This is a genomic window from Paenibacillus glycanilyticus (assembly GCF_051200795.1).
Lineage (GTDB): Bacteria > Bacillota > Bacilli > Paenibacillales > Paenibacillaceae > Pristimantibacillus > Pristimantibacillus glycanilyticus.
The window spans coordinates 2,700,518-2,724,412 of the sequence record NZ_CP195155.1 but is presented as its reverse complement, the minus strand read 5'-3'; the positions used below and the strand labels follow the sequence as shown (position 1 = coordinate 2,724,412).

Annotated in this window: 23 protein-coding genes and 1 pseudogene; 10 read left to right on the top strand and 14 right to left on the bottom strand. The window is 50.1% G+C overall.

Translation table 11 applies throughout. The annotated features are described in order from the left end of the window. Positions 1-37: 37 nt before the first annotated feature. The 5 genes from ACR9FF_RS12505 to leuC form a co-directional block, all read right to left on the bottom strand. Complete coding sequence (locus tag ACR9FF_RS12505; RefSeq protein ID WP_435171396.1) at positions 38-2,521, bottom strand: S-layer homology domain-containing protein; 2,484 nt, start codon at positions 2,519-2,521, stop codon at positions 38-40. A gap of 35 nt (positions 2,522-2,556) precedes the next feature. Then, positions 2,557-3,153, bottom strand: a complete 597-nt coding sequence (locus tag ACR9FF_RS12500; protein WP_164775434.1) for a GerMN domain-containing protein — start codon at positions 3,151-3,153, stop codon at positions 2,557-2,559. Between the two features lie 120 nt (positions 3,154-3,273). Continuing rightward, positions 3,274-4,695 (bottom strand): N-acetylmuramoyl-L-alanine amidase, encoded by a 1,422-nt coding sequence (locus ACR9FF_RS12495; RefSeq protein WP_435171394.1) that lies wholly within the window; start codon positions 4,693-4,695, stop codon positions 3,274-3,276. Between the two features lie 162 nt (positions 4,696-4,857). Next, complete coding sequence (leuD, locus tag ACR9FF_RS12490) at positions 4,858-5,457, bottom strand: 3-isopropylmalate dehydratase small subunit (RefSeq protein ID WP_127494022.1); 600 nt, start codon at positions 5,455-5,457, stop codon at positions 4,858-4,860. A gap of 30 nt (positions 5,458-5,487) precedes the next feature. After that, positions 5,488-6,903: a 3-isopropylmalate dehydratase large subunit gene (gene leuC, locus ACR9FF_RS12485; RefSeq protein ID WP_127494024.1), complete on the bottom strand. Its 1,416-nt coding sequence runs from the start codon at positions 6,901-6,903 to the stop codon at positions 5,488-5,490. A 168-nt stretch (positions 6,904-7,071) separates the two neighbouring features. Between leuC and ACR9FF_RS12480 the strand changes: the two genes are divergently transcribed. Next, positions 7,072-7,965: a LysR family transcriptional regulator gene (locus tag ACR9FF_RS12480; RefSeq protein WP_127494026.1), complete on the top strand. Its 894-nt coding sequence runs from the start codon at positions 7,072-7,074 to the stop codon at positions 7,963-7,965. A gap of 4 nt (positions 7,966-7,969) precedes the next feature. Here the strand turns inward: ACR9FF_RS12480 and ACR9FF_RS12475 are convergent, their stop codons facing one another. Then, entirely contained in the window at positions 7,970-8,764 is a 795-nt protein-coding gene (locus ACR9FF_RS12475) for a carbon-nitrogen family hydrolase (RefSeq protein ID WP_201003470.1), read from the bottom strand. 117 nt (positions 8,765-8,881) lie between these two features. Between ACR9FF_RS12475 and ACR9FF_RS12470 the strand changes: the two genes are divergently transcribed. From ACR9FF_RS12470 to mtnB, 8 genes are all read left to right on the top strand, one after another. After that, positions 8,882-9,331 carry a hypothetical protein gene (locus tag ACR9FF_RS12470; RefSeq protein ID WP_435171391.1) on the top strand — a complete coding sequence of 150 codons (450 nt, stop codon included), beginning with the start codon at positions 8,882-8,884 and terminating at the stop codon, positions 9,329-9,331. 120 nt (positions 9,332-9,451) lie between these two features. After that, a complete protein-coding gene (locus ACR9FF_RS12465) occupies positions 9,452-10,642 on the top strand; it encodes a pyridoxal phosphate-dependent aminotransferase (RefSeq protein ID WP_435171389.1) in 1,191 nt (396 codons plus the stop codon). A 369-nt stretch (positions 10,643-11,011) separates the two neighbouring features. Then, positions 11,012-12,118, top strand: a complete 1,107-nt coding sequence (gene proB / locus ACR9FF_RS12460) for a glutamate 5-kinase (protein WP_248756389.1) — start codon at positions 11,012-11,014, stop codon at positions 12,116-12,118. A 74-nt stretch (positions 12,119-12,192) separates the two neighbouring features. Next, positions 12,193-13,443 (top strand): glutamate-5-semialdehyde dehydrogenase, encoded by a 1,251-nt coding sequence (locus tag ACR9FF_RS12455; protein WP_435171386.1) that lies wholly within the window; start codon positions 12,193-12,195, stop codon positions 13,441-13,443. Positions 13,444-13,476: 33 nt separating this feature from the next. Further along, the gene (proC, locus tag ACR9FF_RS12450) at positions 13,477-14,358 is read left to right on the top strand and encodes a pyrroline-5-carboxylate reductase (RefSeq protein ID WP_435171384.1); all 882 of its coding nucleotides are present in this window, start codon (positions 13,477-13,479) and stop codon (positions 14,356-14,358) included. Further along, positions 14,358-15,578, top strand: a complete 1,221-nt coding sequence (locus ACR9FF_RS12445) for a 2,3-diketo-5-methylthiopentyl-1-phosphate enolase (protein ID WP_435171382.1) — start codon at positions 14,358-14,360, stop codon at positions 15,576-15,578. The genes proC and ACR9FF_RS12445 overlap by 1 nt, the downstream gene beginning before the upstream one ends. Beyond that, positions 15,575-16,243, top strand: a complete 669-nt coding sequence (locus ACR9FF_RS12440) for a 2-hydroxy-3-keto-5-methylthiopentenyl-1-phosphate phosphatase (RefSeq protein WP_201003481.1) — start codon at positions 15,575-15,577, stop codon at positions 16,241-16,243. The genes ACR9FF_RS12445 and ACR9FF_RS12440 overlap by 4 nt, the downstream gene beginning before the upstream one ends. A gap of 1 nt (position 16,244) precedes the next feature. Continuing rightward, the gene (gene mtnB / locus ACR9FF_RS12435) at positions 16,245-16,895 is read left to right on the top strand and encodes a methylthioribulose 1-phosphate dehydratase (RefSeq protein ID WP_127494044.1); all 651 of its coding nucleotides are present in this window, start codon (positions 16,245-16,247) and stop codon (positions 16,893-16,895) included. Between the two features lie 84 nt (positions 16,896-16,979). Here the strand turns inward: mtnB and pyrE are convergent, their stop codons facing one another. The 5 genes and pseudogenes from pyrE to ACR9FF_RS12410 all read right to left on the bottom strand — a co-directional run bounded on the left by pyrE (position 16,980) and on the right by ACR9FF_RS12410 (position 20,000). Then, entirely contained in the window at positions 16,980-17,516 is a 537-nt protein-coding gene (gene pyrE, locus ACR9FF_RS12430) for an orotate phosphoribosyltransferase (protein WP_127494046.1), read from the bottom strand. A 102-nt stretch (positions 17,517-17,618) separates the two neighbouring features. Continuing rightward, on the bottom strand, positions 17,619-18,092 hold the full coding sequence (locus ACR9FF_RS12425; RefSeq protein WP_435171379.1) for a DinB family protein: 474 nt from the start codon (positions 18,090-18,092) through the stop codon (positions 17,619-17,621). A 63-nt stretch (positions 18,093-18,155) separates the two neighbouring features. Beyond that, positions 18,156-18,363: pseudogene (locus ACR9FF_RS12420) on the bottom strand (TIGR00266 family protein); the annotation flags it as partial. A gap of 235 nt (positions 18,364-18,598) precedes the next feature. After that, the gene (locus ACR9FF_RS12415) at positions 18,599-18,778 is read right to left on the bottom strand and encodes a hypothetical protein (protein WP_127494050.1); all 180 of its coding nucleotides are present in this window, start codon (positions 18,776-18,778) and stop codon (positions 18,599-18,601) included. 235 nt (positions 18,779-19,013) lie between these two features. Further along, entirely contained in the window at positions 19,014-20,000 is a 987-nt protein-coding gene (locus ACR9FF_RS12410; protein WP_435171376.1) for an aldo/keto reductase, read from the bottom strand. Between the two features lie 180 nt (positions 20,001-20,180). On the opposite strand from ACR9FF_RS12410, the gene ACR9FF_RS12405 reads away from it, so the two are divergent. Continuing rightward, entirely contained in the window at positions 20,181-21,158 is a 978-nt protein-coding gene (locus ACR9FF_RS12405) for an AraC family transcriptional regulator N-terminal domain-containing protein (RefSeq protein WP_435171374.1), read from the top strand. A gap of 122 nt (positions 21,159-21,280) precedes the next feature. Here the strand turns inward: ACR9FF_RS12405 and ACR9FF_RS12400 are convergent, their stop codons facing one another. From ACR9FF_RS12400 to ACR9FF_RS12390, 3 genes are all read right to left on the bottom strand, one after another. Next, entirely contained in the window at positions 21,281-21,721 is a 441-nt protein-coding gene (locus tag ACR9FF_RS12400) for a hypothetical protein (RefSeq protein ID WP_435171372.1), read from the bottom strand. Between the two features lie 112 nt (positions 21,722-21,833). Next, entirely contained in the window at positions 21,834-22,559 is a 726-nt protein-coding gene (locus ACR9FF_RS12395; protein ID WP_435171370.1) for a hypothetical protein, read from the bottom strand. Between the two features lie 541 nt (positions 22,560-23,100). Then, positions 23,101-23,730: a hypothetical protein gene (locus ACR9FF_RS12390; RefSeq protein ID WP_435171368.1), complete on the bottom strand. Its 630-nt coding sequence runs from the start codon at positions 23,728-23,730 to the stop codon at positions 23,101-23,103. Positions 23,731-23,895 lie beyond the last annotated feature (165 nt).

The following is a 23,895-nucleotide window of genomic DNA, read 5'->3' as shown; positions in this document are numbered from 1 at the left end:
AGGTCTTCATGAAATCCCGTTAATTTTTAACAAAAGCCTACGATTTTACGATTTTGAGAGCCGTATTATTGAAGGCATATACCGTAATCGTATCCCCGTCTTTTAATGCGCTCACTTGGATGGACGCATTGTTATACAGGATTTTTGTGTTCGAAGTAATATAAGCAAAGTTGCTGTTATCCTCCGAAGTATTTTTGTAAGTCCACAGGGTTGCGTTAGGAGCATCGTACTTCCAGAAGGTACGCTTGTCGCCGACTGCTACCGTAACAATCGTCTGCTCGTTCTCGTCCTTGTAGACTTGAATGATATCTCCCGCGGCTATCGCGGAGGACGAATAGGTTGTCTGAGTGCCTTTGATGACTTTAATGCCTTTCGAGAACGTCACCGTTGACGATGTGCCGTTAGATTCGGTAACGGTCAAGCTGCTTGCCGCAACGGAGGAAACGGTGCCGTATTTCATCGTAATCGTCTTCACCGACTGGATGTTGCTGCCGATGTAAGGGACATTAATGATCGTGCCGCTTGTCAAAGCGCCCACCGTCAAGGCATTTCCGTTCTCGTCCGTGATCGGAACATTAACCAGCGAAATGTCTTTCTGCGAATTATCTGCCGCTTTCACCGTAACTAGCTTCGTCGACGCATTTGCGGACACAACCTGGTACTGCAAGGTTTTATGAACCTGAATCGTAGCCGCTTTCTCCTGGTTGGCATCCAGCAGTACGGTTACGGTATCCCCTGCCTGCAGACTTCCGATTGTAGGCAAGGATACGCCGGGAATTTGGAGAAGCGGCGACACGTAAGGAATGGATACCTTTTCGCCCGAATCGAGTTTAACGGACAATAATTTATCCGTTGTATTTACCGACACCAAGCTGCCGGTTTGTTTGTAAATAAAGCTGAGCGAGATAATGTTTTTGCCGGAATACGTAATTTTCACTTTGCGGTTCGCAACCAGATAAGATCTGGCCTGGCTTACCGTGATAGACGATCCGCTGTAATCAATCTTGGTGGAATCCGTCAGGAACAAAGCATTGGCGTTCGAAGTTGCAGGATCGAATACCGTAAGCAGCTTATTATCGCCGCTGTAATTGACAACCGTAGCGGACTCTATCGTCGAGACATTCCGGTTTACCACCTCAATGCGCGTCACTTGCTGATTATCATTCAATGTCAGCTTGATATTATCAACGTCTTTAAGCAAGTCGCTAACCGTGGGCGAATCGATGCCGTTGATCACGACAACTACGTTATCGGCCAGGAACTTGGACTGCAGAGTGCCGTCTACCAGATAGTTAATCAGGCCGCTGCCTGCGGAATAGAATTGTCCGGTTACGGTATTAGCGCCAGTCTGCGCTTCTGCCGTAATGGATACAACCTGAGGAGCCGTACGGAAAGTATCCTGTACGATCGTCAGATTCGTATCGCGCTTCAGATCGGAGATTTGAAGCGTTTTGCCGGTGCTGTCTTTTACGGTAACCGCGCTGCTATACGTGAACTTCACAGGCTCGTCGTTTACCCATGCGTAGAAGTAACGGTCCGTCGTATTGATGCGGTCCAGCTTGGCGATTGTCGTTTTGACATGCTGCTCCGTGCCTTGCGTTTCCACGTACAGCGCTTTGCCGGAGTTGCCAATCAGTGTAACGTCCGTATACAGCTTGATATCCCCCGCCGCAATGGCGTTATCGCTGTCTGCCGAATAGTACAAAGTATTGGAATCCAGCGTGTAGGTTGTTTCTTTCCCTTCGCTGAACAGCGTGATCGATGTAGCGGTTTGAGCGGTAACAATGCCGCTTACTTGTCCGGCATAAGGCACCTTGTATTGCTTCTCTGCCCGGCTGAACAGAGTGGCAAGGCTCGCACGGTTAACCGGAGCTTTCGGATCGAACTTCGTCGCGGATACGCCTTTTACCAGGTCAAGCGATACGGCCGCGTTAACGTAGCCCAAATATTTTGCCGTAATCTGATTGCCGTCGGCGAACGTGGAAGCGGTCTTGCTCAGATCATCCGCTAATTGTTTCTTGTCAATGGCTTTCACCAACAGCTTCGTTACCCATTCGCGAGTCGCCGGCGTTGTGCCCCATGCTGCTTTCGGGTTGGCAGCCGCGTTGGCGTACTCATCATTCTGGTCAAGAAGACCATTCTTGAAAGCTACAATAATATAAGGCTTCGCATAGCTGCTTACCTTGAAGGAATCCGGATACGCGACGATACCGTCCGGATCTACTTCACCCTCAAGTCCGGCGAAACGAAGAGCCATAACGACCGCTTCTTCTTGGGAGACACTTTTCAGAGGGCGGAATTCCGTCGTGCCGCTGGATGTTTTATAACCATTAATAATGCCTTGAAGCGCCAGCTTGGAAACATGCTTCTGCGCCCATGCGGGGATCGTGTCAACAAACATGCTGTTCGATACGGCCGCAAACGCGGATGGAGCCGGAATCGCAATGGAGGTGCCACCGGCAAGCAAGGAGAACGCTAAGGCGCCGGCAATAAGTTTGGAACGGGATGAATGCTTTGGCATGGTTGAATAATCCTCCTCAATTCATTTGTTTGATTCTAGGAATGACGAACCGTTGGATGGTCAAGATCAAAGTGACCCATCAGGCTCTCCAGCGCTTTACCGTCAACCAGAAGATCGTAAGATTGCACAAAATCAAACTGGAACAAGGTCTGACCCAGGGAATCCAGCAGCATTTGCTCTCCCGGTGCGCCAAGACGGGCGGTATCCGGCAGCTCAATGTCGATAGTTACCGCTTTGTCCTTAAGCGTCACGGATTTGATTGGAATAGGCTTCCACAAATTCACCGTGCCTTCGGGTCCATCCTGCTGCAAAGCAGCCAAGGCCTGCTTGATCAGGTCTTCATTGGAGCCCGACTTCACTTGAATATCCTTAGATACCATCTTCTCGAGCTCCGTATCCGAATAATAGATCTTAACGGAAGTTTCTTGTTCAGCCTGTACGGTCGGTTCTACGGATGGATCGGGAGTCGCCGCTTCCTCCGTAGTTGCAGGCGCTTCTATCGTTGGGCTTGGAGAAGGTGCATTGCCGCTTACCTCATTTCCGGACTGCCCGAGAGGTTTGTTTGTGTTTCCGCATGCGGCTGCGGTAAGAATAACGGCTAATAATAATAGGATGAATGCCGGTTTGCGCACGATCGAATTCCTCGCTTTCTCAAGGTGAAACTGCTTTCGCCGTTCTTGGACGGCAAGCTTGTCTCATTCCGGTGAATTCTAAGCCCTTATATCTAAGTCAAAAGATTAAATTCTTAGAATCTAGGAAAGTTTCAGGTACTCCTTAATTCCAGCTACGATTTCTGATGCCATTTTATTTTGCGCCGCATCGCTGTACAGGATATCGGAGTCGCCTTTATTGGACAAAAACCCGGTCTCGAGCAAAATGGCAGGCATCGTTGTTTCTCTCGTTACATGCAGGTTTCCGTATTTCACGCCGCGGTCCTTAAGACCGGTAGCCTTCACGAGATGCTTGTGGATCACATTCGCAAGCGCTTTACTGTTGTCGCGCGTATAGTAAGTTTCGGTTCCGGACACGCTCGATGTAGGATTGCTGTTCGCATGAATCGAAATAAAAATATCCGCTTTGTTGTTCTTGGCGAACGTTACGCGGTCTGCAAGCGTTACGAATTTATCTTCCGGTCTGCTAAGCAGCGGCTTAATATTTTTTTCTTTGTCCAGCAAAGCTTTGACTTTAAGAGAAATAGCAAGGTTTACTTCCTTCTCCCAGCGGCCGTTAATGCTTTTCGCGCCTGGGTCGGTTCCGCCGTGACCGGCATCGATTACAACGTTGTATACTTTCGTACCCGGATCTGTTGTTACCGGAGGGGTTGTGGTATCAACCGGAGGAGTTGTCACCGGATCCGTGAGACCAATGGTTATTACCCCGGCTCCGTTATCTTGAACCACGGCATCCGCATCTTTGTCCGTATTCAAATCAAGCACTAGTCTAGCAGTAGCCGGATTCGTAGAAAATACCGAGTAACGGAACATGGAGATGTACGGATTATCCGCTACGGGAATGCGTGTTTCCGCGCCCATGAATTGCGACGACAAATTGTCCGAATAAGTCGCGTTCGGGAAATCGATTACGATGCGCTTGGGACTATCGAGCTTAAACGGTTTATTCGCCGTTACTTTACCATCGTAATTGATGATAATGCCGAAGCTGCTGTCGTATTGAATCGAAGTGATCGAACCTGTCTGACCGGGATCCGGCGTAGTTGAAGGTTCATCAGGGTCCGCTGCTTTGTACAAATAGACGGACTGAGACGCTTGATCCCATTTCACCGTTAATCCAAGCTGTTCGCTTACGAAACGGATTGGAATCATCGTTGTTCTGCCCTTCTGCAGCTTGGCAGACATGTCCATTTGCACCTTGTTGTTGTTAACGAGTGCGATGTTGTTGTCAATGGTAAGTACAATTACGTTCTGATCGTTATGTATGGTGACTGTCTTTGTAGCTGCCGCCCAATTTACCTCATAGCCCATGTTCTCGGACACGACCCTGATCGGGACGAGGGTAAAATCGTTGACGATCTGTGGATCATCATAAGGCTTCAGCAATTGGTCGTTCAGATAAAGCTTCGGGACGACTGGCGTTGTTGCAGCTTGTCCCACTCCAGTGAACAAAGTAAACAGAACCGCCATAAACAACAAAATAGGTACAAACTTCTTCTTCATTTTCCACCTCGATGACTGAAATTGCCTGCATCGAATGTGAGATCATTCGACTTTGCTAGACGATTAAATAGACGCAATTTGTCAGAAAAAGTTGCGTGCAGAGGAAAAAAGAGGACAACTCTTCTTTGTCCGAAGAGCTGCCCCCTTTTCTTAGTCTATCTATTAACCCAAATAGGCAGGGCGCTTTTGTTCGTAAGCTGTGATTTCGTCTTCATGCTGCAGTGTCAGGCCGATGTCGTCCAGACCAAGAAGCAGGAACTGGCGGCGGTGCTCGTCAAGATCGAAGGAAAGATCAAGACCGTATTCGTCAGTCAGCTTTTTGTTCTCGAGATCAACCGACAGCTTGTAGCCCTCATGCTTCGCCGTGCGTTGGAACAGGTCTTCGACTTGCTCTTCGCTCAGCTTGATTGGCAGAATGCCGTTCTTGAAGCAGTTGTTATAGAAAATGTCCGCATACGAAGGTGCGATAACAACTTTGAAGCCATAGTCCAGAATCGCCCAAGGAGCATGCTCGCGGGAGGAGCCGCAGCCAAAGTTCGCGCGGGAGATCAGAACGGAAGCGCCTTGATAGCGCGGTTTGTTTGGTTCGAAATCAGCGTTTACCTCGCCGTTTTCGTGGAAGCGCCATTCGAAGAACAGGAATTGGCCAAAGCCGCTGCGCTCGATGCGTTTCAGGAATTGTTTAGGAATGATAGCGTCCGTGTCGACATTCACGCGGTCGACCGGGGCAACGATGCCCGTAAGTTGTTTAAAAGCTTCCATGTCGGTAATACCCCTCTCTCACACGTTCAATTAGTTCAACACTTCGGATTTGATTTTCCAGTCGCGCACGTCCGTAAAGCGGCCATTGATTGCAGCTGCTACAGCCATTGCAGGCGATACGAGATGCGTGCGTCCGCCGCGGCCTTGACGGCCTTCGAAGTTACGGTTGGATGTCGATGCGCAGCGTTGTCCAGGCTGCAATACGTCAGGGTTCATCGCAAGGCACATCGAGCAGCCTGCTTCGCGCCATTCGAAACCAGCTTCCGTAAATACTTTGTCGAGACCTTCTTTTTCAGCTTGCAGCTTAACGCGTCCGGAGCCCGGAACGACGATAGCCGTTACTTTCTCGCTTACTTTGTAGCCGCGCGCGATTTCAGCCGCAGCGCGAAGGTCTTCGATACGGCCGTTTGTGCAGGAACCGATAAAGACATAGTCGATCTCGATTTCGGACATTGGCGTACCCGGTTTCAGGTCCATATATTCAAGCGCTTTTTCCGCTGCTTTGCGCTCGTTTTCCGTTGGCAGATCTTTCGGGAACGGAACGGAAGAAGTGATGTCCGTACCCATGCCCGGGCTAGTGCCCCAAGTTACTTGCGGGATCAGCGAATCAACATCGAATTCAACCACTGTATCGTAAGTCGCGCCTTCGTCTGTTGTAAGCTGCTTCCAGTCTTCCACGGCTTCGTCGTAGTTCGCAGGAGCGTACTCGCGGCCTTTCAGGTAGTCGAACGTAGTTTGGTCCGGTGCGATCAGACCGGCGCGCGCGCCGCCTTCGATCGACATGTTGCAGACCGTCATGCGCTCTTCCATAGTCAGGGAGCGGATAGCTTCGCCTGTGTACTCGATAACGTAACCGGTAGCGAAGTCCGTGCCGTATTTCGCGATAACGCCAAGGATCAAGTCCTTCGCGGTAACGCCCGGTTTGCGGGAACCGTTGAAGCGAACTTCCATGGTTTTAGGTTTTGCTTGCTGCAAACATTGCGTCGCCATAACGTGCTCAACCTCGGAAGTACCGATACCGAACGCAAGAGCGCCAAACGCGCCGTGCGTCGAAGTGTGGCTGTCGCCGCAGACGATTGTTTTGCCCGGGTAAGTCAGGCCGATCTCAGGACCCATAACGTGCACGACGCCTTGGTCGAGGTTGTTCAGGTCGAACAATTTTACGCCGAAGTCCGCGCAGTTTTGCGTCAACGTATCGATTTGTTGTTTGGAGATCGGGTCTTTAATATTGAAGCGGTCCTTGGTAGGAACGTTGTGGTCCATTGTCGCGAATGTCAGGTCAGGACGGCGAACTTTGCGGTTCGACAAACGGAGTCCTTCGAATGCTTGCGGCGAAGTTACCTCGTGCACCAGATGAAGGTCGATGTAAATGATGCTTGGTTTGCCCTCTTCTTGATGAATGACGTGCTTATCCCAGATTTTCTCAAACAGTGTTCTTTTCGTCATTATGTTCACCCCATCGTTCAAGCGAATAAATCGCTTTGCTCTATTAGATGTTACTAGCATAGCATCTCCTGCTTGATTCAACAAAGATATAATATCTATAATGATTATAGGCAATAACTATAAAATATCGATAACTATTCTCATTTGGACTATAAGGGGAATGCTGGAATGGAACTTAGACAACTTCAATACGTCATTCAAATCGCAATCGAGAAAAATTTTTCGCGCGCTGCCGAGAAGCTGCATATCGCGCAGCCTTCGCTCAGCCAGCAGCTGTCCAAGCTAGAACAAGAGCTAGGCGTCCTGCTGTTCCGCCGCACGACGAATTCGGTTGAGCTGACGCAGGCCGGCCAGGTATTCGTGGATAAATCCCAGTCGATTCTGGATGCCATCGAGCAGCTAAAGCAAGAGATGGACGATATGGCGCAGATGAAGCGAGGCCGTCTTGTCGTAGGGACGCTGCCTATCACGGGATCGCATATACTGCCGCTGGTACTGCCGGTGTTCGGGGAACTGTATCCGCAGATCGAGGTCATATTAGTAGAAGACACAACCGTCAAGCTGGAGCAGCTTACGGCTAACGGGGGAACGGATTTAAGCCTGCTTACTCTTCCTCTCGTCGATCAGACGCTGGAATGGGAACCGCTAATGGAAGAGGAAATCTGCCTGGCCGTACCGCCCAGCCATCGCCTGGCCGGACGCACCGACGAGATTTCGATCGAGGAGCTGCGGGACGAGCATTTCATCGGCTTGAAGAAAGGCCAAGGCTTCCGCCAGATTCTGGTGCATCTGTGCCAGCAGGCTGGATTTACTCCTAACATCGTGTTTGAGAGCAGCAACATTGAGACGGTGCAATCGCTGATTGCGGGCGGCATGGGCATCACGTTTGTCCCGAAAATGCTGACCCGGGCCGCGGGCGGCGATTTCGTACCCGTTTATTTATCGCTAAAGGACCGTCCTTCCCGCACCTTGATAATCGCCAGCCGCAAAGGACGGTATTTGTCCAAAGCGGCCGTGGCGTTTATTGAAACGATGAACAAAACGATCAGTCCGTACAAATAGCTCCTTAATATAAGGAAGGTCTGCGGTCCTCGAATACCGGAATTTTACCGCGTACGGCATCAACGAGAGATAAATCGATCTCGGCGTAAACAATCGTCTCTTCTTCCCCGGCTTCGGCAATGGTCTCGCCCCAAGGATCAAGAATCATCGAATGCCCGAAGAAATGCGTCTCTCCGCTAATGCCTACGCGGTTGCAGGCAATAACGAACATTTGGTTTTCGATCGCGCGGGCCGTCAGAAGCGTGCGCCAGTGATGAAGCCTCGGATGCGGCCATTCAGCCGGCACGAAGAGCAGCTTCGCTCCATCCAGCGCAAGCTTTCTGGCCAGCTCCGGGAACCGGATGTCATAGCAGATCATCATTCCTGCTCCCGCGCCCTCAATCTCAAGCTTGCCAAGCTTATCGCCCGCTGCCAGGTATTTCTCCTCATCCATTAAGCGGAACAAATGAATTTTCGAATAATCCCCGATCTGATTTCCTTCCCGGTCAAAAGCGTAAATCGTGTTGTACACGCCGTCTTCGCGCCCTTCCGCGATCGATCCGGCAATGATATGAATGCCGTGCTTGCGGCTGAATTCCGTGAGGTAAGCTTTCGTGCGTTCACCATGCGGGTCAGCGAGCTCCGTAATTTCGGTTAAGGCATAACCTGTGTTCCACATCTCCGGAAAGACGATGACATCCGGTTTGTTAGGCTGGGAAGCAGCCTCCTCGAGCATGGCGGACAGCTTGGCGAAATTCGCTTCGGGCTGTCCTACCTCTATATTCATTTGCAAAAGCGCAATACGCAATAGCTGTGTCATAGGCCTTGTTCCTTTCATCGATTACTTTTCCCTAATGATACCTTCTCATGGTTCTGTGTCAAGATGGACAGATTAATGGAGAAGAGTTATTCATTCCCGGACAAGGAGAGATATAAAATGCGCCAAAAACAATTAGCAGCCCTGCTGCTCGCCTTATGCGTCATGCTGACGTTCGCCTCTGCCTCCGCCTTTGCGGCAGCACCGGAGGATCAGCCTTTTAAACCCGTTCAGGTATTTGACGTGAAAGCCGGCAAAGTCGTGCTTACCACGCCAAACGACAAGGAGTACCAGGAATTTGCGAACAAATGGATCTCATCCATTACGGGACTTGCCCCTCAGCTTACGAATGACGACAGCTGCAATTACGTTTACCGCGTGCCGCTAGAGAAGCCCGTTACGATTTCCGTCAACGGCACCAAGCTGATGGCCGACGATGTGTTCTTGTTTTATTGCGATGGCAAGCCTCCGCTCCTTCTCGTATTCGATGAACAGCGTAGACCTTACCTGCTGCTCTTCAAAGAGGACATTAAACCGTTTATTAAGAAAATCGGGATTCCTGCGGAATAAAACTGTCTAATTGCACGCTCCATGCCGACTAATTTACTCGACATAAACGGTTTTTACATGCTACATTTAAGCTAATGTCGTTAAGGCGATTAGAGAGCATTGATGGTGGAGTGTGAGCAAATGGAAACTCGAGTGAGTGAGCATGTAATCAAACCGGCAGACCGCATGACGGCGCTGCCAACGCAATTTTTCGCCAAGCTTGTCGGCAAAGCGAATGCCCAAGCCGCCAAAGGCCGGGATGTGATCAATCTGGGGCAAGGCAATCCGGACCAGCCTACCCCTCCCCATATCGTAGCAAAAATGCAGGAAGCGTCGGCTAATCCGTTGTACCACCGTTACCCTCCTTTCAGCGGCTATTCGTTCCTGAAGGAAGCGGTAGCCACACGCTATAAAGAGGATTATGGCGTTGAGGTGGATCCTGCTACCGAGGTTGCCATTTTGTTCGGAGGCAAAACGGGTCTCGTTGAAATCAGCCAGTGCCTGCTTAATCCAGGTGACGTATGTCTTGTTCCGGATCCCGGTTATCCGGACTACTGGTCGGGCGTTGCGCTTTCCGGTGCGGAGATGAGCTTTATGCCGCTGACGGCGGCTAACCGTTTCTTGCCTGATTACAGCGCTATTGATCAGGAAGCTTTGAAACGCGCCAAGCTGATGTTCATTAATTATCCGAACAATCCGACCGGCGCCGTTGCGGATTCCGCCTTTTATGAGCAGACAGTTGCCTTTGCACGCCGCACGGGAGTCGTAGTTGCAAGCGACTTTGCTTACGGCGCCATTGGATTTGACGGCAAAAAACCGGTCAGCTTCCTTCAAACGCCCGGCGCCAAGGAAGTTGGCGTAGAGTTCTATACGCTTTCCAAAACATACAACATGGCTGGCTGGCGGGTTGGCTTTGCCATCGGCAATGCCCAGATCGTCTCCCTGATCAATCTCATCCAGGATCATTACTACTGCAGCCTGTTTGGCGGCATTCAGGAAGCGGCCGCGCTCGCCCTTACGGGTCCGCAGGATTGCGTAACCGAGCTGACTGCCCGTTACGAAAGCCGACGCGAAGCGGTATTCGGGGCACTTGCGAAAATCGGCTGGAAAGCTGACCGTCCCGGCGGCTCCTTCTTCTGCTGGCTTCCGGTACCAGAGGGCTATACCTCCGAATCCTTCGCGGACCTAGTCCTTGAGCAAGCCGACGTTGTTGTCGCGCCGGGCAACGGTTTCGGCACGCATGGCGAAGGTTATGTGCGCCTTGGCCTTTTGACAAGCGAGGAACGGCTCGTTGAAGCCATCGAACGGATAGGCAAGCTAGGCATCTTTTAATCTGTCCGTCAGACCGGCAAATCCCGGTCTGACGGCTGTTTTATGGCGTTTGCCTTGCTTTACAGTAAGGAATGATCATGATATGCTAGCATTAACTGAACATGTAACGTGATGACGGGACTAGTAAGCGAGGGCGGCCGTGCCCAGAGAGCAAATTCGTCAGGCTGCAAGATTTGCCTCGGTTCCTTGCTGAATCCAACCCCCGAGCGGCCGGCGAGAGCCGGACAGCGCCTCCTGTTATGAGGCTTGAGATGGACCTGATTGCGCGTATTTGCCATTCGGTCAACAAAGGTGGTACCGCGGAAGCTATAGACTTTCGTCCTTTATGGACGAAGGTCTTTTTATTTTGTCAGGAAATGGGATGAGAAGATGTCGGAGAGAATTGTTGTCAAAATCGGTAGCAGCTCCTTAACCTCGGAAGAAGGCGGCTTAAACCGCGAACGTATCACCTATTTTGCTTCTGAACTCGCCGCTTTGCACAAGCAAGGCTGCCCTCTTATTCTGGTAACCTCCGGCGCGGTCGCTGCGGGCTTCCGCCAGATCGGTTACGCAGCGCGGCCAAAAGCGGTACACGAGAAGCAGGCAGCTGCCGCGGTTGGCCAGGCGCTGCTCATGCAGGCTTATCAGGAAGCTTTCGGAGAGTTCGGCATTGGGGTGGCCCAAATCCTGCTGACCCGGGCAGACTTCTCCAACCGCAAACGGATTCAGAATGCGCTTAAAACGATAGAGGAATTGCTTCGCCTCCGCATCATACCTATCATTAATGAAAACGACACGGTGGCTACCGACGAGCTTGAGCTGAAGTTTGGCGATAACGACAAATTGTCCGCGCTGGTTGCGGCGATGACGAAAGCAAGCAGCCTGGTCATGATAACCGATATGGACGGCCTGTATACGGAGGATCCGCGAAAAAATCCGGAGGCCGTCAAGATCGAACGGGTGGATCAGATCTCGGAGGAAATTATGCAGCTGGCTGGAGGAGCTGGCTCTGCGGTCGGTACCGGGGGCATGCGCTCCAAGATCGAGGCTGCGCGAATTTCCATGCGCGGCGGCGTCAGAGCTTTTATCGGAAAAGTTCAACAGGCTGGTGATCTGCAATTAGCCGTTGACGGTACGGGCAAAGGCACTTATTTCGATACCCGGTTACATAGCCTGCCCATGAAGAAGCAATGGCTGGGCTTCCACTCCAACCCCCATGGACGCATTATCGTTGACGACGGCGCCGAGCATGCCCTGCTTGTACGCGGCAAAAGCTTGCTGCCAGCCGGCATCCGCGAGATTCAAGGCGATTTTCATTCGGGAGATGTTGTAGAGGTAACAAACCTGACCGGAGACACGATTGGCCGCGGCGTCGTAAACTACGAAGCTTGGCAGGTTCAAGCCGTAGCCGGTCTCAGTACCGAAGAAGTAAAACGCCGGGTGGATGTTAACCGAATCGAAGTCATTCACCGCGACGAGTGGGTTTCCCTGCGATAGGGGATGTAGCATTTCATTAAGTTTATGCTTTCGAAGCATGAATTGCTTCGCAATTCATTTTAGGAGGAATCAAGATGGTTAGTGAAGTTAGACAAAAAGCAACGCTTGCTCAGGCCGCTGCCAGCATTATGAACAAAATGACGACCGCGCAGAAAAACACCGCTCTTACGGCGATGGCCGATGCCCTTATCAAGAATCAGGCTTCTATTATCGAAGCCAATAAAAAAGATCTGGAACGAGGCCGGGAAAACGGCACAAGCCCTTCCCTGCTGGACCGTCTCGCCTTGAACGAAAGCCGCGTTGCGGACATTGCCGAAGGTCTTCGCCAAGTTGTGGAGCTTCCGGATCCGGTGGGAGAGCTGCTTGAGCAATTCGACCGTCCTAACGGTCTTCGCGTAGAGAAAACGCGCGTGCCGCTTGGGGTTATCGGCATGATCTACGAAGCGCGTCCTAACGTTACCGTTGACGCTGTAGGCCTTTGCCTCAAAACCGGCAACTGCGTTGTGCTTCGCGGAGGCTCCGCCGCTCTGGACTCGAACCGCCGCATCGTTGAGGTGCTTAGGGAAGCGCTGGCTTCAACCGCTTTGCCTGAGGATGCGATTCAGCTGATTGAAGATTCGGACCGCGCTTCCGTTAACGAGATGCTTAAATTAAACGGATTGCTCGATGTTGTCATCCCGCGCGGCGGCGCAGCCCTGATCCGTAATGTAGTCGAAAACGCGACCGTGCCGGTTATCGAGACGGGTGCCGGCATCTGCCATACATTCGTCGATGAGAGCGCGGATTACGACATGGCGGAACGAATCGCCTTCAACGCAAAGGTTCAGCGTCCTTCCGTCTGCAATTCGATGGAAACCCTGATTCTGCACGAAGCATTTGCAGAGAAACATCTTGAGCAAATCGCTGACCGCTTCCTTGCGGCAAACGTCGAACTGCGCGGCGATAAACAAACGACGGAAAACGTAACGCAAGTCAAGCTTGCCACTGAACAGGATTTTGCTACGGAATATAACGATTATGTTTTAAATATTCGTATTGTAGCAAACTTAGACGAGGCGCTTGATCACATTCGCAAATACAGCACGAAGCATTCGGAATGCATTGTAACGGAGAATGCCGGACATGCCGAGCGCTTCCTGAACGAGGTTGACGCGGCAGCGGTTTATCATAACGCTTCTACCCGCTTCACGGACGGCTTCGAATTCGGCTTTGGCGCGGAAATTGGAATCAGCACGCAAAAGCTGCATGCACGCGGACCAATGGGTCTGCCGGCTCTAACATCAACAAAATTCCGGGTTTACGGCAACGGTCAAATCCGCGGTTAAGATAGAGGAAAACAAGCTTGGAGGGTGAACGAAATGTTATCAATGGAACAAACAAATGCCGGAATAGACATTGAAGCTTTGAAAATCAGCTTCTACGGCGCGGGGTCGATGGCGGAAGCTATCGTACGCGGACTTATTAATCAAAAGCTGACAAAGCCGGAGCAAATCTCGATGCTGAACCGTCAGAACGCGGACCGTTTGAACGAGCTGAGCGAGAAGTATGGTATTCAGACGGTGTTAAACGGCTCTACGAACGAGCAGTTTATTCAGGATGCGGATATTATTTTCCTGGCGATGAAGCCTAAGGATGCCATCAGCGCGATTTCGTCCATCAAGCATCTCCTCTCGGAGAAGCAGCTGATCGTCTCGGTTATTGCCGGTCTGTCGATCTCTTCCATCGAACGCGTGCTGGGCAGGTCCACCGCCATCGTACGCACGATGCCCAATACTTCGAGCACAATCGGCCTGGGAGTAACGGGTATCAGCTACTCGGGCAGCGTTACGGAAGAACAACGCAAGCTTGCGGAAACGATGTTCGCTTCGATCGGCATTAATGCGGTTGTCGAGGAATCGCTGCAGGATTCGATCGTTGGCGTGTCAGGCAGCGGCCCGGCATATGTTTATTTCTTCATGGAAGCCATGATGCAAGCCGCGGAGAAGCTTGGCCTCCCTGCCGACCAAGCGAAGGAGCTGATCGTTCAGACCGTTCTTGGCGCTGCCGAGATGGTCAGAACAACCGGCGAAGAGCCTGCTGAGCTCCGCCGCAAGGTCACCTCCCCTAACGGTACAACGCAGGCTGCGATCGAATCCATGGCTGCTAGCGGGTTAACGGAAGCCGTCGTTCGCGGCATGCTGCGTTCGGCTGAACGCGCAGGCGAAATCGGATCGGATATTGAAAGGAGCACGTTGTCCTAATGAATCAAATGTGTGTCGCTACTTACCGCTGCTTTGACGAGAAAGCGGATTTCGATAAAAAAGCTTTGTCCATCGCCGTTGGCTTAACGGTTGGAAGCTGGACGGAGCTCCCTGAAGCTCGCAAAGCCGAGATGGAGAAGCATCTTGGCAAGGTATTGTCCGTAGAAGTCCATGAACAGGCGGGCAGCGAGCGTTTCGCGGATATCCGCATTGCGTACCCTGACATCAACTTCAGCCGCGATATCCCTGCCCTGCTCGTGACGATCTTCGGCAAGCTGTCCATGGACGGCAAAATCAAGCTCATTGATCTGGATGTCTCGGAGCAGTTCCAATCCGCCTTCCCTGGTCCCAAATTCGGCCTGGAAGGCGTGCGTCAGCTTCTTGGCGTTCACGATCGCCCGCTCCTGATGAGTATCTTTAAATCCGTAGTCGGACATGATCTTCCGAACCTTCAGGAGCAGTTCTATAAGCAGGCGCTTGGCGGTGTCGACCTTATCAAGGATGACGAGATCCTGTTCGAGAACCCGCTTACGCCTCTGGAAAAGCGCGTGGAGGTTTGCATGGAGGCAGCCCGCAAAGCCCAGCAGGAAACCGGTCAAAAGTTGTTGTACGCGGTTAACCTGACAGGCCCTACCTCGCAGCTCGCAAGCCAAGCGCGCAAAGCTATCGCGGCTGGTGCAAACGCATTGCTGTTCAACGTATTGTCGTACGGCTACGACGTGCTGCACGAGCTAAGCAAGGATCCTGAGATTAATGTGCCGATCGCTGCGCATCCGGCAATGGCAGGCGCCTTTTATCCATCGCCGCATTACGGAATCAGCGCTTCCGTCCTGCTTGGCAAGCTGATGCGTCTGGCAGGCGCGGATCTTGTTCTCTTCCCTTCCCCTTACGGTTCAGTCGTGATGCCGAAGGAAGAGAACCTGGCGGTAAAAGACGCGCTTCTCGCGCCTTCGGATACGCTCCGGACCAGCTTCCCGGTACCGTCCGCCGGTATCCATCCCGGACTCGTTCCGCTTATTTTGCGCGACTTTGGCACGGACGTGGTCGTTAATGCCGGCGGCGGCATCCACGGCCATCCAATGGGCACGGCGGCAGGCGGAAAAGCTTTCCGCAGCGCGATCACGGCAGCTATGAACGGCGTACCGCTTCGCGAAGCAGCGGCGCAGCCGGGTAATGAGCCGCTTCAAGCGGCTATTGACGCATGGGGGATTAAGGAATGACAACAGCCAAGAAACGCATCATCTTCTGCGACTTTGACGGAACCATCACCGTCAACGATAACATTGTAGCTATCATCAAGCATTTTAATCCGCCGGGATGGGAAGACATTGCAAACGCGGTTCTTTCCCAGAAAATTTCGATCCGCGACGGCGTTGGCCAGATGTTCCGCCTCCTCCCGACTTCCATTCAAAAGGAAGTTGTGGAGTATGGCATCAACAACGTGCAAATCCGTGACGGCTTTGCCGAGCTTCTCCAATATTGCAAGGACGAGCAGATCGAGTTCTACGTGACCAGCGGCGGCATCGACTTCTTCGTGTATCCGGTGCTTGCCCGGTTTGGCATTCCCGAGGATCATATCTACTGCAACGGCAGCGACTTCAGCGGCGAGCAGATCGAAATCACCTGGCCGCATCCATGCGACGAGCATTGCACCAATGACTGCGGCATGTGCAAAACAACGATCATGCGTCGTTTCCCGGCAAGCGAATACGAGCGGATTATTATCGGCGACAGCGTAACCGACTTTGAAGGCGCCAAGCTGGCCGATACGGTCTTCTCCCGCCATCATTTGACGGATAAATGCAAGGAGCTTGGCCTCCCGCATACCGAATTTACTACCTTCCATGACATTGTGCATGAACTGAAAAAAGAAAGGATCGTTTAACATGGCTTTTACCGATATTAAGCTGGAACAAAAGCAGCAGGCGCTCGCCGAACTGCGCAGCGTTAAAGAACTGTTCGCCTCCCGCGGCTGGTTTGCCGGAACAAGCGGCAATCTCTCGGTTCGCGTAGGGGATTTCAACCCTGATGAATTCTACTTCGCCATTACGGCAAGCGGCAAGGATAAAACGGTACATACGCCGGAGGATTACTTGTTTGTCGACAAGGATGGCAAAGCTTGCGAAGCAACAAGCCTAAAGCCGTCTGCCGAAACGCTTATCCATAATGAGATCTACCGTTTAACGGGCGCAGGCGCTATTTTCCACGTTCACTCCGTGTACAGCGCCGTTATGTCCGAATGGTTCTGGGAACGCAGAGCCGTGCCTGTGGATGGGGTTGAACTGATCAAGGGCCTCAACATCTGGGAAGAGGAAGCACATATCGACATTCCGATCGTCTCCAACTTCGCTGAAATTCCTCGCATCGTACCGGAAGTGACGGAGCGGCTCGACAAGCGGATTCCGGGCATTATTCTCCGCAAGCACGGCATTTACGCATGGGGTGCGAACGCCTTTGAAGCAAAGCGCCATATCGAAGCGTTTGAGTTCCTGTTCGAATACGTGTACCGCTGGGAAATGCTGAACGGCCGTAAATGAACCGAAAAAGCTGGTCAACTCGCGTACTACGAGATTGACCAGCTTTTTGTTATTACTACTATGGAATTAATAAATGCGGGTTTCTTATACGATTTCTTCAACTGCGGCCAGTAATTCCTCCATCTTGAACAAGGAGCGCACTTCGAATTCGGCTTCCTCGAGATTGGCTCTGCCAGCCTTTTCATTCTCGATGACGCAAAGCACCTCTTTCAGCTCCGCATCGTGGTTCAGAAGGTCTGCTGCGCTTAAGAGCACCTGTCCGCCCGTAGTAATGACATCCTCGATAATGCAGACTTTTTTGCCCGTAATATCGATTCCTTCGGCCAATTTGCTTGTTCCGTATTCCTTCGCTCTCTTGCGGACGAAGACGACCGGAATGCCCGTTTTGAGGGAAAGCGCGGTGGCAATCGGAATACCGCCCATTTCAAGTCCGGCTAAAACTTCCGTTCCTTCCGGAACAAGGGGTGCAAGCTGTTCTGCGATTGCAGCCAGAAGCACGGGATTCGATTCGAACAAGTATTTATCGAAATAATGATTCGAGGTTTTACCTGAGCGAAGCTTGAATTCTCCCGTCAGTCGTGACGTTTGCATAATTTCTCTTGCAAGCTCTGTTTTGTTCATCTACAGTCCCCTTCTTCCTTAAAAGTGAATTACCCTAAACATACGCCGTTTGAAAGTTTAGCAAATCTTAAAGGAATTGTCTATGCGGCTTTAGAGAGTTTTTTAAATCGACGTCGATTGATAATCTTCCTTCAATAATTGCTTGGCGATATAAAATATCTGGCCCATGTGCTCCGAATAATGCGCCGCGCATTGATGCAGCATATCCGCATTTGTGCGTTCCTTGCCGCGGACCTGCTGCGTTCGTTCCAGCTGCTCATCCGATAAGGAGGAAATAGTCTCTATCACAAATTGTAGGCGCTGCCGTATGCTCCTTGACAGCTCTTCGCTCGTCGCGAACGTCGGCTTTAACTCCGCATTGCGATCTCTTACTATATCCTGATTGAGAATCCCTTTATTTACTCGTTCAAGCATATTGCCTTCCATATGCCTGATTAACGTCGCTATGGAATGGCTGTTAGGTCCCGGACTCCAATTGACCTGCCCATCATCCAGCTGATTAAGCGCTTTCAAAATTCGCTTCTGTATCTCCTCGAACTTCTTGGTCAACCACACTCGATTAAAATCATAGTCCATTATCGATTACCTCCGCCAAAAAAACTCCATCCCATCCGGGACGGAGTGTAGTTGAATAGGCTGCTAGTCGCCTTTCAGCATATTGAAGATAGCGCCTGCCCGCGCATCCTTCTTCCTTGCCTCCCGTGCCGAATCCGGCGAATACGCGGCTCGCCAGCCTGCTGAACGGCAAGGATTGGATGTAAACGGTGCCCGGTCCTTCCAGCGTTGCGAAGAATAGTCCCTCTCCGATCGTGCCACCCGCATGCATAAAAGCGAGACCGTCGCCTTCAAAAGCCCAGCCACTATAAAGTGTATATGCAATTCCCAGAAATGTCCATAAAATTTGGAGACTCTACTATTGTTGTGGCAGCCACTTTACAGAGCATTCACTTACATACTATGCTACAAATTTAACGATAATAATAACTTTTACTACATCCAAATACCTTTTTTGATGCTCCTGTCACCCGACAATAAATTAAAGGGCCGGAAAGTCCCTTCGGACTACCGACCGTTTAATTCAATTACTTTAGTATAGCAGCTACTATTAGGTCCTGTTCAGTCTCAGAGATTGATCGTCTATAATTCATTTCCTCTTCGCCAGCTGCTCTAATTTGCTGCACAACCAGAAATTTCAACTGCTCAATAGCTCTTTCTTTACCTATTGCTCGTACTTCATCAAGTTTCATTGAAGATTGAAACATATGTCTCCTCCAACTAAACCATCATTATAGCTATATTATAACGAACATGTGATCGTAATTTCAAGATTGGTTAACTAGAGTTCATGAAGGATTTAAGGACCAGGTCACTATCTTTATCAAGTTATTGTCATTTGCCCTGTTTTGTTGACTAAAGATAAATTTCCCTACCACGAAAGCAGCCGATCTCAAAGATCGGCTGCCGTTAACGTATGAGATTAGATGGTGAAAATCAGCCTTACAGGTTGAGGCCACTCATCGCAGCTTCGGGATAACGCAAGCCAAAGGCCGTTCCTCGCGGAGCCGCTTCGTCGATGCGCACCAAGTCTGCTTCTGTCAACTCGACTGCAAGCGAGCCTACATTCTCCTCCAGGTATTTGATTCGCTTTGTACCAGGAATTGGCACGATATCGTCTCCCTGCTCCAGCAACCAGGCAAGCGCTAGCTGTGACGGCTCACAGCCCTTTTCGGCAGCCAGCTCCGAGACTCGTTCGACGAGATCCAGATTGCGCTGGAAGTTTTCTCCTTGGAAGCGAGGGGAGAATCGGCGGTAATCATCCTCCGCCAGATCCTCGAACTTGCGTATCTGCCCGGTCAGAAATCCGCGGCCAAGCGGGCTGTACGGCACGAAGCCGATGCCTAGCTCCCGACATACAGCCAAGATGTCGTCTTCGACGTCGCGACTCCACAGCGAATACTCCGTCTGCAGCGCGGCGATCGGATGCACGGCTGCCGCACGACGAATGGTACCCGGAGCCGCCTCGGACATACCAAGGTATCGCACCTTGCCTTCGCGTACCAGCTCGGCCATTGCGCCGATCGTCTCTTCGATCGGCGTGTTCGGATCGACTCTGTGCTGATAGTACAGATCAATGTATTCGACGCCGAGACGACGCAGGCTTGCTTCGCAGGCAGCCTTGACATATTCTGGACGGCCGTTGATACCTAGGTATTTACCGTCCTCGCTACGCATGTTGCCAAACTTGGTCGCCACTACTACCTTGTCGCGGCGTCCCTTGAGTGCTTTGCCGACCAATTCTTCATTTTTGCCGACGCCATACATATCCGCGGTATCCAGCAGATTGATGCCTAGCTCCAATGCGCGGTCGATCGTGCGCAAGGATTCCTCGTCGTCCCTGCCGCTGTAAAAGTCGGACATTCCCATGCAGCCGAGTCCGAGCGCCGACACTTCAAGGCCACTCTTGCCTAACGTTCTTCTTTTCATATTCGGATTCGCCTCTCTTTTCAGGTATGTTTAATCTTCGCCTTTATTATGCAACGATTGGTGCCTTACTAGGTAACCGATTCGTATCAAGTTATTGCCTAATCCTCCGACTGAACAGACGTGTGCACGAGATCGGTGTTATAATGAACTTACCAAGAGGATAAACGATGGAGGAAGAAAATGCCGCAACCACAACTTGCAGTGCCGCTGATAGGAGACGATCAAGACAGGCAATCGTTCTTTTGTGGCCTTAAGTCAGCTGACACGCTCGCCGAGCTGGTCTGGTTGATCGAGCGTCATACGGGCAGAGACGGGATGTTCGGAACATCCGTGCCATTGCTGCATTTGATCCGCAGCTCAAAAACCACACTACCGGTCAATACGGTTTATGAGCCAGCAATCGTCATCGTCGCCAGAGGCACGAAGGTCGTTATGCTGGGAGGAGACAGCTTTACATATGGTCCCTCCTCGCATTTTGTAGTATCGGTCGATCTGCCGGTCACCTCACAACTTATTCAGGCTTCTCCCGAAGCGCCTTATTTGTGCATGCGGCTTGGTCTGGATCCCGCCCAGGTGCTGGAAGTGATGAAAGACGTGGAGCCGGAGGCGGAAGACGGCAGAGAGGCGAAGCGGGGCGCATTCGTCGACCAGACGAGTCCCGAGCTTCTGGATGCGGCGGTTCGGCTCGTCCGGCTGCTGGATACGCCTGGCGACATTCCTCATCTGGCGCCGCTGATCGTTCGCGAAATCTATTACCGTATAATGAAGGGAGGCCAAGGTGAAGCCTTTAAGCAGTTTGGCCTCGCCGGTAGCGGCATTAGTCGGATCGCCAGAGTCATTGCCCGCATCAAGCTGGATTATGCCCAGCCGCTTCATATCGACGAGTTCGCGAGAATGGCCCATATGGGTCCCTCGTCGCTGCACCGTCATTTCAAGGAAGTGACTGCACTGAGCCCGCTGCAGTACCTGAAGCGGATTCGCCTTCAAGAGGCGCGCCGCCTGCTGTTGGCCGAATCCCTCGATGCCGCCGATGCCGCTTACCGTGTCGGCTACGAGAGCCCCTCGCAGTTCAGCCGCGAATACGCAAGGCTGTTCGGTCTCCCGCCGATCAGTGATATTAGAAGGCTGCGAGAAGAGACGGCGCAGGAGATTGGTTGAGGTATTGTCGTCGTACGGATCTTTGGAATATGTATACTTTAATATATAGAGGCTTTCAATCCGGGAGGTGCTTGCAGCAATGCAAAATCAGCGATGGATCGCTTATCAACTAATGTTCGCCGTCAGTGTAGTTTCACATATGTGATTTCAGTCAACCAATTGAACAACTCTGGTGATTTCAGCTGAATTCTTTGAGAATCGAAATTTATTAGAATTTCATCCTGAATGGGGATGCTCTGTGAAAATCCACTTCCATCAGGATTGTTAGTATGGATCCATCTAACCGCTTTGGTAACAACCAGTAGTCTCCCATCATTCAATTTTATTTTTAACACCGTCGGGCGCTTGTCAAATCCACCTGTTACCTTCGTTTTTTTTGCTAAATGAAGCCAGTTAATTACATGTGTGATCTCTTCGTTTCCTAATTCGCCACTATGTTGGGGTCCAGTAACTACCTGTATTGAATTAATATCCTCAACCTTTAAATTCCGTACTGTAGAAGTATTAAAGGCAGGCAAAATTAAGAGTGCTACAACCAAGCAGATGCTTTGAATCACTTTCATTTTCAGTCCCCCATCCTGTGTTTCAATATCTCCAATAAATGGGGGCATAATTCATCAAGCTAACTTGCCCTTTAGTTGAGAAAAGCAGCCGTTCAATAGTGACCGCTCCAACCTACAGCCTATTTTTCATCGCTTCAATAATTAAATTGATGTGATAGTACCCTGGCTTTCCCCAGTACCTAGATACTAAATAAAGAGGGTTTATTTTATTATTTAGTACGCCACCAATATTCATAACCATTGGCCTTTGGAAGTTAGTATCCACGGTCCACTCACCGCCAAATAATGTTCTTATAGATTCTCCTAATTGTAATGAAATTTCTGTTATGGCATCCCAATCTGGAGGCATGGTGCCTTCGTTAGACTTTTCAGTAATCATTTTTTCTATGTTATTAAGAAACTGATTCGATTGTAATCTGTCTTGACTAATAGCCCTTTTTGTATCAATTAGAGATTCGAGCATAGAGTAGTGTTCTTTTGTAGGCAGTACATCAGGAATGCTAAATAAGTTAAGCCAATCAATGCCTTGAGGTATAACTTTTAAAAAGCTATGTAGTATCTGTTCGTAGCCTTCTTTATCTTCGTATGAAAGTCCGAGCGGATCTAAATTGTTATTTAATTCGTGATGTCCTAATGTATCACGATTGGCGGAAGTCCTTAATTGAAGTCGCATGGTATCCGGGTTTGAGTATATTTTTTCGAATATGAACGACTGAGTAACTCCGTTATAATCACGCGAGAACACCCAACTTATAGAGTCTAGTTTACCTGCATACGAAAAGCCCTCTTCCAACAATTTCGGTGCAATTACCTTTTTCAATCCTAATAAAGTTGACACTGCTTGACCTCCGCATTTTATTAATTTAAGAAGTCCTATAACTTATTACACATCAGTTTAGCTTAAAGTTCTAATCGGACTTAATCTCTGACAACAATAACTTCATCATAGGAAACGAAGCTACATATTCAAATCCATAGCCTGGTTTGAAATAGTGTATAAGAAAATTCCTCGTATCGTAAGACAGCAGAATATTATCATCTGACCAACTGCCGCTGTGTTGCTCAATTATCAGTGAATTTGGGGTAATCTACGAGTTTGAAATCAGAAGGAGTTGTACCGCCGTGTGATGCAAAACCAGCCACGATCAGGAGTTTGTAAACGTGATTAGACACTATACCAGCTCCTATATTTCAAATTTGTCCTTACTGCCATTACAATTAGACGCATTATAAATGGAAATGTTTCTAATAACCCCCACTTAGCGCCATTAAACAATCCAGATCATTAGTTGAGAAACGTCAGCAGCCGGTCATTATTGACCGGCTGCTGCACTGTTCTTATTAAGCTATTGTTCCCGTCTAAGACCCGTTTACAAACATTATCTCAAGTGTTCCGGAATTCTTTCAGGTGCAATCTTCATTACATCGATTTCTCTCTCTGTCAGATTCGTTAATTGCAAATTTTTAATTTTATTGTTATCAAAAATGTTTTTTACCCGTTCTGAAACATACTGAGTCAAGGTATACCCTCGTTCGTCAGGGTTCTCCATGAACAGATCCGTCCCATCCCAAACATCATCCTTGAAATAGCTGCCCTTAAATCGAGGGAAAATTCCTCCGGGATATTCTTTATAAACAATTCCACTGCGGTTGTAGTCCACTGGGCTGCATCTGCCTGTAATAGAAATCCCAGAATAGTTGGGGATAATTTCATGGTTTTTACCATAAAGAGTTATTCGGTAAGATTCCCAGCCTGTGATTTGTTGTTGAATAAACGTTTCAATAATCGAATCATGTAGCAATAAAGAAAAGCCGGTATAGATGGCAGGTGATGGAGTATGAGTTCCTCTCAAATGTCTAGTCTCAAGTGATTCAGAGGGCTTGACATCCCCCCGTAGTAAAGCACTAGAATATTCAAAGTCCGCTTCAATACCTGCCTTAAATGGTCTGGTCGAGTAAACATCCGAACATTCGTATAACTTATTATAAACTGGTATAAAAGAGGACATTTATTTTTCTACTTCCTCTCCTTTTTTGTATTGATTAATTTATTCGTTAGCAAAATTAAGCTATCCTCCCGTTAGCGCAATGAAAATGGAGCAGCTGCGGATCGCAAACTGCCCCATGATTCATTGAGTTTTCGTTCCCTTTTAGCTTAACGAATGTTTTTCGTA

Coding starts and splice junctions, on each gene's coding strand:
- ACR9FF_RS12505 (WP_435171396.1), bottom strand. CDS start 2,521: ATGCCAAAGCATTCATCCCGTTCCAAACTTATTGCCGGCGCCTTAGCG.
- ACR9FF_RS12495 (WP_435171394.1), bottom strand. CDS start 4,695: ATGAAGAAGAAGTTTGTACCTATTTTGTTGTTTATGGCGGTTCTGTTT.
- leuD (WP_127494022.1), bottom strand. CDS start 5,457: ATGGAAGCTTTTAAACAACTTACGGGCATCGTTGCCCCGGTCGACCGC.
- leuC (WP_127494024.1), bottom strand. CDS start 6,903: ATGACGAAAAGAACACTGTTTGAGAAAATCTGGGATAAGCACGTCATT.
- ACR9FF_RS12480 (WP_127494026.1), top strand. CDS start 7,072: ATGGAACTTAGACAACTTCAATACGTCATTCAAATCGCAATCGAGAAA.
- ACR9FF_RS12475 (WP_201003470.1), bottom strand. CDS start 8,764: ATGACACAGCTATTGCGTATTGCGCTTTTGCAAATGAATATAGAGGTA.
- ACR9FF_RS12470 (WP_435171391.1), top strand. CDS start 8,882: ATGCGCCAAAAACAATTAGCAGCCCTGCTGCTCGCCTTATGCGTCATG.
- ACR9FF_RS12465 (WP_435171389.1), top strand. CDS start 9,452: ATGGAAACTCGAGTGAGTGAGCATGTAATCAAACCGGCAGACCGCATG.
- proB (WP_248756389.1), top strand. CDS start 11,012: ATGTCGGAGAGAATTGTTGTCAAAATCGGTAGCAGCTCCTTAACCTCG.
- ACR9FF_RS12455 (WP_435171386.1), top strand. CDS start 12,193: ATGGTTAGTGAAGTTAGACAAAAAGCAACGCTTGCTCAGGCCGCTGCC.
- proC (WP_435171384.1), top strand. CDS start 13,477: ATGTTATCAATGGAACAAACAAATGCCGGAATAGACATTGAAGCTTTG.
- ACR9FF_RS12445 (WP_435171382.1), top strand. CDS start 14,358: ATGAATCAAATGTGTGTCGCTACTTACCGCTGCTTTGACGAGAAAGCG.
- ACR9FF_RS12440 (WP_201003481.1), top strand. CDS start 15,575: ATGACAACAGCCAAGAAACGCATCATCTTCTGCGACTTTGACGGAACC.
- mtnB (WP_127494044.1), top strand. CDS start 16,245: ATGGCTTTTACCGATATTAAGCTGGAACAAAAGCAGCAGGCGCTCGCC.
- pyrE (WP_127494046.1), bottom strand. CDS start 17,516: ATGAACAAAACAGAGCTTGCAAGAGAAATTATGCAAACGTCACGACTG.
- ACR9FF_RS12425 (WP_435171379.1), bottom strand. CDS start 18,092: ATGGACTATGATTTTAATCGAGTGTGGTTGACCAAGAAGTTCGAGGAG.
- ACR9FF_RS12415 (WP_127494050.1), bottom strand. CDS start 18,778: ATGTTTCAATCTTCAATGAAACTTGATGAAGTACGAGCAATAGGTAAA.
- ACR9FF_RS12410 (WP_435171376.1), bottom strand. CDS start 20,000: ATGAAAAGAAGAACGTTAGGCAAGAGTGGCCTTGAAGTGTCGGCGCTC.
- ACR9FF_RS12405 (WP_435171374.1), top strand. CDS start 20,181: ATGCCGCAACCACAACTTGCAGTGCCGCTGATAGGAGACGATCAAGAC.
- ACR9FF_RS12400 (WP_435171372.1), bottom strand. CDS start 21,721: ATGAAAGTGATTCAAAGCATCTGCTTGGTTGTAGCACTCTTAATTTTG.
- ACR9FF_RS12390 (WP_435171368.1), bottom strand. CDS start 23,730: ATGTCCTCTTTTATACCAGTTTATAATAAGTTATACGAATGTTCGGAT.